Raw genomic sequence first — 7,779 nt, 5'->3', positions numbered from 1 at the left:
TAATTTTAACTTTAATAAATTTCAAGTACTGTATAGACAAAATACCTGATGAGTATACCATACCACAAAATCATATTTTATGTTTAATTTTACGTTAACATTGTATTGTGAATAAGTATAGGTGTATTATTTGGGGTATCTTTTCAATCTTTTATGGTAAAATAAAAATACCAAAATCTATTCGGGAGGGGATAGGTATGAAAAAGTTATTTTCGGTTCTCGCTATTGTTTACTTTATCAGCATTTTTAGTTACCTATTTGCTTTGAACGCGGATGATTTAAACAAACTGTTTTATGAAGCACGTAGAGATCACGATAAAGATAAGCTTCTTCGTATAATAAAAGAGATAGAAAACTTTAATGGGTACACAAAAGATTCAAGACTATTAACTATACTAGCAGACTGTTATTTGGAATATGCTAATTGGGGTGTGCCTGATAAGGAAAAAGAAAAGACATTGGAGCAAGCCAGAGCACACGCAGAAGCAGCTATAAAACTTGATCAGAGAAATGGAAGAGCTTATTACATAGCTGGTGCTGCTATCGGTAGACTTGCGCAATATAAAGGAATTGTGCAGGGTTTGTTTATGCTCGGAGATTTTGACAAAAATATTGACACTGCGATTAAACTGCTTGATGAAAATAATGAAGAAGGTAAACTCTACAAAACATTTGCCTACATAGCTTCTGGTATGCGTTATAGAGATGTTCCATGGCCACTTTACAATTATAAAAAATCTGAAGAACTTCTAAATAATGCACTCAAATTAACACCTAATTATCCAAATATATATCTTGAGCTTGGGTATTTATATTTAAAGACTGGAAACAAGGACAAAGCAAAAGAAATGTTCCAGAAAGTTGTTAGTAGTACGGCTCACCCATGGCTTGTTAAAACACACGAGGAAGCTGTTGCAAGTGCTAATGAGGAACTTAAAAAGCTGAAATGACAGTTACGTGCATTGGAAAACTAAACGTTGATTTGCTTTATTCTGTGAAAGAAATAAAAGTAAATGAAAACCATGTTTCTGAAGAGATTTATATAAACGTTGGTGGTAAAGCCACCAACGTTTCCGTTGCTTTAGCCAAGTTGGGTGTAAATTCCACGTTGATAACAAAAATAGGGGAAGATGAATTTGGTGCTTTTGCTTTAAAAAAACTCAAAGAATTTGGCGTAAATGTTATAGCTGATAGAATTGAAAGAACAGGTATAACATTCATCATAGTAGATGAAAAAGCTAATAATACTATGTTTAATTATCTTGGAGCAAATAAGTTCTTGTGTGTTGATGATATTTTAAGAAAAGAAGAAATAATATCGGAATCTGATATTGTTTATTTTCAAAGCGGAATTGAACCAGATATTCTAAATAATTTGAAAAAAATAAACAAAAACGTATTTGTGGAATTGTCAGATTTTATAGATTTTCAACTACTTAACGAAATTCCGTATGCTTCTATGAACGAATTAGAAGCTCTTAGAATTACAAACACTACAAAGATTGAGGATGCTGCAAAAAAGCTAGTTTCCCTTGGCGTAGAAAAACTTTTCATAAAACTTGGAAGCAAAGGGAGTCTTTACTATTCTGAAAATGAAACGATTTTTTGCGAGTCATTTAAAATAAATCCAATAGATACAACAGGTGCTGGAGATTCATTTACAGCTGGTATTATATATGGTTTACTCAACAGAATGCCAGTCAAAAAAATACTTAAATTTGCCAATGCTTGTGGTGCTATTACTTGCTTAAAAAAAGGTACAACCGAATCATTTCCAACACTTCAACAAATCAACTCATTTTTAGGACCCTCTTTGTGATTCCTAATCTTTGTCATTCAAGCATCCCTAAAAAATCTGAATAAATCAAACATTTTTAAAATTCAAAGCATTTAATTAAAACCAAATGTAACAAATGTAACAATTGTAATTATACATTTATTGGTGATTATAATTTTTTAAAGTAAATTATAGTCAAATATGATACTATTTCTTTCCTTTACAACAATTTACAATATAAAAACCGAGTATATAATTTCATTAAAGGAAAGGTAAAATCACAATTGTCGGGGGTGAGTTATATGTCTAATTGGTTAGAACTTGAGGAATGGTTAAAGCAGGAGCGAACTATACAAGAACTAAAAGCAGTGGCAAAACAGCTTGGTTTGACAGTCAGAAAGCAGATGACAAAATCGGATGTTAGAAAAATGCTTGAGCGGTTTATCGAAAGAGCGAAATTAACATCTTCAGGAAAAACAGTAAATGCTTCAAGTGCGACTTCTCCTTCAAAGCCTTCAGCTGATTCGAAGTCTGTTGTCCAACCTGTTAAAGAAGACCTAACAATCCCCGAAACATACAACAAAGATAAATTAGTTGCGATGTCTGTTAATCCTCATTGGCTCCACTTCTACTGGGATTTCAGCCAAGAAAATAAAGAATTTTTTAAATCTCGAGAAATAGTTAAAGTTGTTCTGAGAGTTTATGATGTTACATATATCGAGTTCGATGGTACAAACGCTCATCGAACATTTGAAGTCACAATTGACCCGATTAACTTAAAAAATTACTATCTTAATGTTCCAATGCCCGGTGCACACTATCTTGGGGAAATTGGTTATTATGATGTAAACGGTACTTACAAAGCTTTGATTAGGTCAAATCTCTGTAAGATGCCTGTTAATTCACCAAGTCAATCGACGAGGGAACGTTGGATGGATTTAAGGAAGAGAAGAAGAATTGTTATGCCATCAGGTGGTATGTTGACACCTATTATTGAAAGAGTTGCAGGTTCTGTTCAGGGTTTGGAGCATCTTTTTCGGATATCAGGGGCCGGAAGTATCAGTGTTATTCGCCTTAGTGGGAAGGGGATGTAAATATGCCACGTGGACAAATAACGTTCGTTCTTCACGCACATTTACCGTTTGTTCATCATCCAGATTATCCGTTTTTCTTGGAAGAACATTGGCTTTTTGAAGCTATAACAGAAACTTATATACCGTTACTTAGAATGTTCAGAGAACTCGAAAAGGAAAAAGTTCCCGTTAAATTGACTATGTCAATTACGCCTCCTTTAATGGAAATGCTAGCGAATCCAGATTTGCAAAGTAAATATGAAAAACATCTTGAGAAGCTAATAGAGTTAGCTAGGAAAGAAGTTGTTAGAACAGAAGCAGAACATCCTACAAAAAATAAAATGGCCAAATTTTATCTTAACTTTTTCGAAGAAACGCTCTTTATTTTCAGAGATGTTTACCAAAGGAATATTTTGAATGGATTTAGAGAATATTTCTCAAAGGGGAACCTTGATATAATCACATGTAACGCAACTCATGGTTATTTACCCTTTATGGAACAGTATCCTCAAGCGATAAGGGCACAGTTGGAACAAGCTGTAAAAACTTATGAGAGGCATATAGGGGTTAAACCAAGAGGAATTTGGCTTGCAGAATGTGCTTATTTTCCAGGGCTTGATAAGTATCTTGCTGAATACGGTATTGAGTATTTCTTCGTTGATTCGCATGCGCTCTGGTACGCAGATGAAAGACCAAGATATGGTGTTTACAGACCGGTGGTTACGCCAAATAATGTCTTTGCATTTGCAAGAGACCCCGAGAGTTCAGAACAAGTTTGGAGTGCGCAGATTGGATATCCTGGAGATTCAAGATATCGCGAATTTTATAGGGACATAGGTTTTGATAGAGAGTATGAGTACATAAAGCCTTACATTGATCCGAGTGGTGTGAGGATGAATGTTGGGATAAAGTATCATAAAATTACTTCAAAAGATACGCCACTTGAAAAGAAAGATTTTTATGATATCGATGAAGCAAAAAAAGTTGCTTATGAACATGCAAAAGATTTCCTTAGAAAAAAAGAAGCACAGGTCGATTATCTATTAAACCTTTTTGAAGGATTAGAACCAATAATTGTTGCACCATTTGACGCGGAACTTTTTGGACATTGGTGGTTCGAAGGGCCATATTTTATCGAATATTTCATGAGAGAAGCGGCCAAGAGTCAAAAACTAAGAGCGGTAAGGGTTTGTGATGTTGTTGACTGGATTGAAAAAGTTCAAATTGTTACACCGGCAGCGTCAAGTTGGGGTGCGAATGGTTACAATGAAGTATGGTTGAATGGTACAAACGATTGGATATATCCTCATTTACATGAAATGGTAGAAAAAATGACAGAGATGGCAAAACTTCACACAAATGAAACAGATCCAATAAAGATAAGAGTATTGAATCAAATGGTAAGAGAGCTTCTTTTGGCTCAATCAAGCGACTGGGCGTTTATAATGACTACTAGAACAAGCGTGGAATATGCAGTTAACAGAACCAAAACGCATATTAAACGATTTTTAACCTTGTATGAAATGCTAAAGAGTGGTAATATAGATACAGGGGAGTTACAGAGGTTGGAATACTTAGATGATATCTTCCCTGATGCTGATTACAGAATGTACTTAAAGATATAGCATTGAATAACGTATAGTTATCTATGTAACCCTCTGTAAAGGTTATTCGAAGCTCCCCCGAGATGTAAATACGCATCTCGGGGTGTTGTGTTGGAAAGCATGAAAAACTTGAGAATAGTGAAAATTAGTTTTTCTATCGACAAAAACGAAAAGGAGGTAAGGACAGTGCCTGCAAATATTTTTGAAATCAGATGGCATGGTCGTGCAGGTCAGGGTGCAAAGAGTGCTTCTCAAATGCTTGCTGAGGCAGCCCTTGACATGGGTAAGTATGTACAGGCCTTCCCAGAATATGGTGCTGAGAGAACAGGTGCACCTATGAAGGCGTTCAACAGAATTTCTGATGAGCCGATACTATTACACTCCTCAGTTGAAACCCCGAATCTTGTCGTTGTTATCGATGACACGCTTCTTAGTAACCCAGATATCCTTGCAGGGACAAACGAAGAGACAGTATTAATTGTTAACACAGTCAGATCTATCGAATGGGTTAGACAAAAATCTGGCTTCAAAGGCAAGATTTGTGTTGTTAAGGCAACAGACATAGCACTTGAAGAACTCGGAAGAGGTACGCCAAATACCGTAATGCTTGGTGCAATTGCAAGAGTAACAGGAGTTATAGAACTTAAATACGTTGAAGATAAGATTAGAGATATGTTCTTAAAGAAATTTGGTGAAGAGGTTGTTAACAAAAACATTAGGGCACTTCACAGAGGTTATGAGGAGGTGACTTGCAGTGCCTGAACTCAAAGGATGGAAGGAACTTCCAATTGGTGGATTAATAGTCGAACCAGGAAATGCTAAGCAATACAAAACAGGAACATGGAGAGTAATGAGGCCTATTTACCAAGCGGAAAATTGTATTCACTGTATGCAATGCTGGTTGTATTGTCCGGATCAAGCAATCGTAGTTGAAATCGTTGATGGAAAACCAAAAATGAAAGGTTATAATTACTATTACTGTAAGGGTTGCGGACTTTGTGCAAATGTATGTCCAAAGAGTATAGACCCGAAAACGAAACAGCCAGCTCCAGAGGATAAAAGAGCTATAGTTATGAAACCAGAAACAGATTTCTCAGAAGAGTAAGGAGGTGCGAAAATGCCTTTAAAACAAGCAATTACAGGTGCAGAGGCTATAGCCTATGCAATGAAACAAATAAATCCAGACGTCGTTGCGGCATATCCTATTACACCACAAACGCCAGTTGTTGAATACTTCGCGAAATATGTTGCAGATGGTGTTGTTGACACTGAAATGATTCCTGTTGAAAGTGAACATTCAGCAATGAGTGCAGTTGTTGGTGCAGCAGCAGCAGGTGCAAGGGCGTTTACAGCGACAGCTTCCGTTGGTCTTGCTCTTATGCACGAAGTAGTTTTTATTGCAGCATCGCTAAGGCTTCCAGTAGTGATGGCTGTTGCAAACAGGGCACTCTCAGGACCAATTAATATTCATTGTGACCATAGTGACGCGATGGCTGAAAGGGATAGTGGATGGATACAGCTTTGGGCAGAAAATGCTCAAGAAGCTTACGACTTTACAGTCATGGCTTACAGAATCGCAGAGCATCCAGACGTAAGACTCCCAGTTATGGTGAATTTCGATGGATTCATTATCTCTCACGGTGTTGAAGTAGTTGAAACGCTTGATGATGAAGTTGTTAAGCAATTTGTTGGAAAACCAATAAGAATGAATTCATTACTTGATACATCTAAACCTGTTACATATGGTGCTCTTGACTTGTACGATTATTACTTTGAGCACAAGAGAAGTCAAATTGAAGCAATGAAGCATGTTCCGAGGGTGTTTAAAGAAGTCGCAGAAGAATTCGCAAAGATTTCAGGAAGAAAATATGATTTGGTTGATGAGTACATGGTTGATGATGCTCAATATGTCATGGTAGCATTAGGTTCAACCGCCGGAACAATAAAACATACAATTAACGAGTTAAGAAAAGAAGGTAAAAAAGTTGGACTTGTTAAACCATGGGTATTTAGACCATTCCCAAAAGCGGAATATCAAAGAATATTAAATGGAAGAAAAGCTGTTGTAGTTCTTGACAGGTCAGCTTCATTTGGTGCAGAAGCTCCACTTTATGAAACGGTAAAATCCGCACTTTATGAAGTTGCTGTTAGACCACAAATGGGAAGCTATGTCTACGGTCTTGGTGGAAGGGATATAACACCTGCTCACATTAGACAGGCATTCGAAGATGCATTCAACGGCAATTTAATTGTCGACGAAGAAAGATATCTTGGGCTTAGAGAGTGACAAATAAGGAGGTGTAATTGATGCCATTAAACGCTATAGAACTTGCTAAACTTTTTCACGATAAAAACCCTGGAATAACACAAGGTCACAGAATGTGTCCGGGTTGTGCAGCACCAAACGTAGTAAAATTCGCACTCATGACAGCTATTGCAAAAGGTTACGAACCAGTGGTTGGCCTTGCAACAGGTTGTCTTGAAGTTTCAACAACAATTTATCCATACACTGCATGGAACATTCCATACATTCACAACGCATTTGAAAATGTTGCAGCAACAATAAGTGGTGTTGAAACAGCATTTAGAGCAGCTAAGAAAAGAGGAGAAATACCTGCAGATAAAAAACTTGCGTTCTTTGCATTTGCCGGTGATGGTGGAACATATGATATAGGATTGCAATCATTGTCTGGCGCAGTCGAAAGAGGACACAAGTTCATTTATATAGTATACGATAACGAAGGTTACATGAATACAGGTAACCAGAGGTCAGGTTCAACACCTCCAGGTTCTGATACAACAACAGCGCCAGTTGGAAAGAAATTACCTGGAAAAGCTCAGCTTAAGAAAAATATTGTTGAAATAATGGCAGCTCATGAAAATGTTTACGTTGCAACGGTCGCTTTATCAGAACCAATGGACTTCATGAAAAAGATAGAAAAAGCCCTTGAATTTGATGGTCCATCTTTCATTGCAGCACATTCAGCTTGTGTGAGATTCTGGAGAGTTAATGACGATAAAGCCGTAGAGACAAGTAAATTGGCAGTAGAAACACTCTACTGGCCACTTTACGAAGTTGAAAGAGGCGTTTATAGAGTAACAAAGAAAGTTACAAACCCAAGGCCAGTTGCAGATTACATAAAATCACAAGGAAGGTTTAAACCACTTCTCTCAAGACCTGATGCACAAGAAGTTATTGATGAAATCCAAGAATACGTTAACAGAAGATACGAAAGATTACTTGCTTTGGAAGAAGCAACAAAAGATAAGCCAATAAGATAATAAAACATAAAAAAACTGAGCCGCTTTTTTTAGAAGCGGCTCA

The 7,779-nt window shown here is 36.8% G+C and carries 8 protein-coding genes; all 8 read left to right on the top strand.

Features of this window, described 5'->3' with window-relative positions:
- Positions 1-197 precede the first annotated feature (197 nt).
- The 8 genes from AS161_RS05440 (at position 198) to AS161_RS05405 (ending at position 7,736) form a co-directional block, all read left to right on the top strand.
- On the top strand, positions 198-950 hold the full coding sequence (locus AS161_RS05440) for a tetratricopeptide repeat protein (RefSeq protein ID WP_164542062.1): 753 nt from the start codon (positions 198-200) through the stop codon (positions 948-950).
- Positions 947-1,819, top strand: a complete 873-nt coding sequence (locus AS161_RS05435; protein WP_164542061.1) for a carbohydrate kinase family protein — start codon at positions 947-949, stop codon at positions 1,817-1,819. The genes AS161_RS05440 and AS161_RS05435 overlap by 4 nt, the downstream gene beginning before the upstream one ends.
- Before the next feature lie 260 nt (positions 1,820-2,079).
- Positions 2,080-2,871 carry a DUF4912 domain-containing protein gene (locus AS161_RS05430; protein WP_164542060.1) on the top strand — a complete coding sequence of 264 codons (792 nt, stop codon included), beginning with the start codon at positions 2,080-2,082 and terminating at the stop codon, positions 2,869-2,871.
- Positions 2,872-2,873: 2 nt separating this feature from the next.
- Complete coding sequence (locus AS161_RS05425) at positions 2,874-4,475, top strand: 1,4-alpha-glucan branching protein domain-containing protein (RefSeq protein ID WP_164542059.1); 1,602 nt, start codon at positions 2,874-2,876, stop codon at positions 4,473-4,475.
- 165 nt (positions 4,476-4,640) lie between these two features.
- Positions 4,641-5,216, top strand: coding sequence for a 2-oxoacid:acceptor oxidoreductase family protein (locus tag AS161_RS05420; RefSeq protein ID WP_041257133.1), 576 nt, complete (start codon positions 4,641-4,643; stop codon positions 5,214-5,216).
- On the top strand, positions 5,209-5,559 hold the full coding sequence (locus AS161_RS05415; protein ID WP_164542058.1) for a 4Fe-4S binding protein: 351 nt from the start codon (positions 5,209-5,211) through the stop codon (positions 5,557-5,559). The genes AS161_RS05420 and AS161_RS05415 overlap by 8 nt, the downstream gene beginning before the upstream one ends.
- A gap of 12 nt (positions 5,560-5,571) precedes the next feature.
- Positions 5,572-6,741: a pyruvate synthase subunit PorA gene (gene porA / locus AS161_RS05410; RefSeq protein ID WP_164542057.1), complete on the top strand. Its 1,170-nt coding sequence runs from the start codon at positions 5,572-5,574 to the stop codon at positions 6,739-6,741.
- A 20-nt stretch (positions 6,742-6,761) separates the two neighbouring features.
- The gene (locus AS161_RS05405; RefSeq protein ID WP_164542056.1) at positions 6,762-7,736 is read left to right on the top strand and encodes a thiamine pyrophosphate-dependent enzyme; all 975 of its coding nucleotides are present in this window, start codon (positions 6,762-6,764) and stop codon (positions 7,734-7,736) included.
- The last annotated feature ends 43 nt before the right edge of the window (positions 7,737-7,779 follow it).

This window comes from Fervidobacterium sp. 2310opik-2 (assembly GCF_011057735.1).
GTDB lineage: Bacteria > Thermotogota > Thermotogae > Thermotogales > Fervidobacteriaceae > Fervidobacterium > Fervidobacterium nodosum.
Note: the sequence above shows the minus strand (reverse complement) of the source record. Positions and strands in the feature narration are given on the sequence as shown.

Bases quoted from the DNA above. Each gene is read 5' to 3' on its own strand.
- AS161_RS05440 (WP_164542062.1), top strand. From the start codon at position 198: ATGAAAAAGTTATTTTCGGTTCTCGCTATTGTTTACTTTATCAGCATT.
- AS161_RS05435 (WP_164542061.1), top strand. From the start codon at position 947: ATGACAGTTACGTGCATTGGAAAACTAAACGTTGATTTGCTTTATTCT.
- AS161_RS05430 (WP_164542060.1), top strand. From the start codon at position 2,080: ATGTCTAATTGGTTAGAACTTGAGGAATGGTTAAAGCAGGAGCGAACT.
- AS161_RS05425 (WP_164542059.1), top strand. From the start codon at position 2,874: ATGCCACGTGGACAAATAACGTTCGTTCTTCACGCACATTTACCGTTT.
- porA (WP_164542057.1), top strand. From the start codon at position 5,572: ATGCCTTTAAAACAAGCAATTACAGGTGCAGAGGCTATAGCCTATGCA.
- AS161_RS05405 (WP_164542056.1), top strand. From the start codon at position 6,762: ATGCCATTAAACGCTATAGAACTTGCTAAACTTTTTCACGATAAAAAC.